1 protein-coding gene is annotated in these 1,194 nt (G+C 62.4%); it reads right to left on the bottom strand.

Features of this window, described 5'->3' with window-relative positions; translation table 11 throughout:
- On the bottom strand, positions 1 to 1,191 hold the full coding sequence (gene tuf / locus ACERNI_RS17805) for an elongation factor Tu (protein ID WP_448834569.1): 1,191 nt from the start codon (positions 1,189 to 1,191) through the stop codon (positions 1 to 3).
- Positions 1,192 to 1,194 lie beyond the last annotated feature (3 nt).

Raw genomic sequence — 1,194 nt, 5'->3', positions numbered from 1 at the left:
TTACTCGATGATCGAGGAGACGACGCCAGCGCCGACGGTGCGACCGCCTTCACGGATGGCGAAGCGCAGCTTCTCTTCCATGGCGATCGGCGCGATCAGCGTCACGTCCATGGCGATGTTGTCGCCAGGCATGACCATCTCGGTGCCTTCAGGAAGCGTCACCACGCCCGTCACGTCCGTCGTACGGAAGTAGAACTGCGGACGGTAGTTGGTGAAGAACGGCGTGTGGCGGCCGCCCTCTTCCTTCGTCAGGATGTAGGCCTCTGCCTTGAACTTCGTGTGCGGCTTCACCGAGCCGGGCTTGCACAGCACCTGGCCGCGCTCCACGTCCTCGCGCTTCACGCCGCGAACCAGCGCGCCGATGTTGTCGCCAGCCTGGCCCTGGTCCAGAAGCTTGCGGAACATTTCAACGCCGGTAACCGTCGTCTTCGTCGTGTCCTTCAGACCGACGATCTCGACTTCCTCGCCAACCTTGACGATGCCGCGCTCAACGCGACCGGTCACAACCGTGCCGCGACCCGAGATCGAGAACACGTCTTCAACCGGCATCAGGAACGGCTGGTCAATCGGACGCTCAGGCTGCGGAATGTAGGCGTCAACCGCATCCATCAGCTTCAGGACAGCGTCGCGGCCGATCTCGGGCGACTTGTCCTCAAGCGCCATCAGCGCCGAACCCTTGACGATCGGAATGTCGTCGCCAGGGAACTCGTACTTCGAAAGAAGCTCACGGATCTCCAGCTCGACCAGCTCCAGAAGCTCGGCGTCGTCAACCTGGTCGACCTTGTTCATGAACACGACCAGCGCCGGAACGCCAACCTGACGCGCCAGAAGGATGTGCTCGCGCGTCTGCGGCATCGGGCCGTCAGCAGCCGACACAACCAGGATCGCGCCGTCCATCTGCGCCGCGCCCGTGATCATGTTCTTCACATAGTCGGCGTGGCCGGGGCAGTCGACGTGCGCGTAGTGGCGGTTCGCCGTCTCGTACTCAACGTGCGACGTCGAGATCGTGATGCCGCGAGCCTTCTCTTCCGGGGCCTTGTCAATCTGGTCATACGCCGTGAACGACGCACCGCCGCTCTCCGCAAGAACCTTCGTGATCGCAGCGGTCAGAGACGTCTTGCCGTGGTCAACGTGGCCGATCGTGCCAATGTTGCAGTGCGGCTTCGTCCGCGAAAATTTCTCTTTGGCCATCTT

The sequence above is a fragment of the Camelimonas sp. ID_303_24 genome (assembly GCF_053543495.1).
This window is presented reverse-complemented; position numbering and strand designations above follow the sequence as displayed.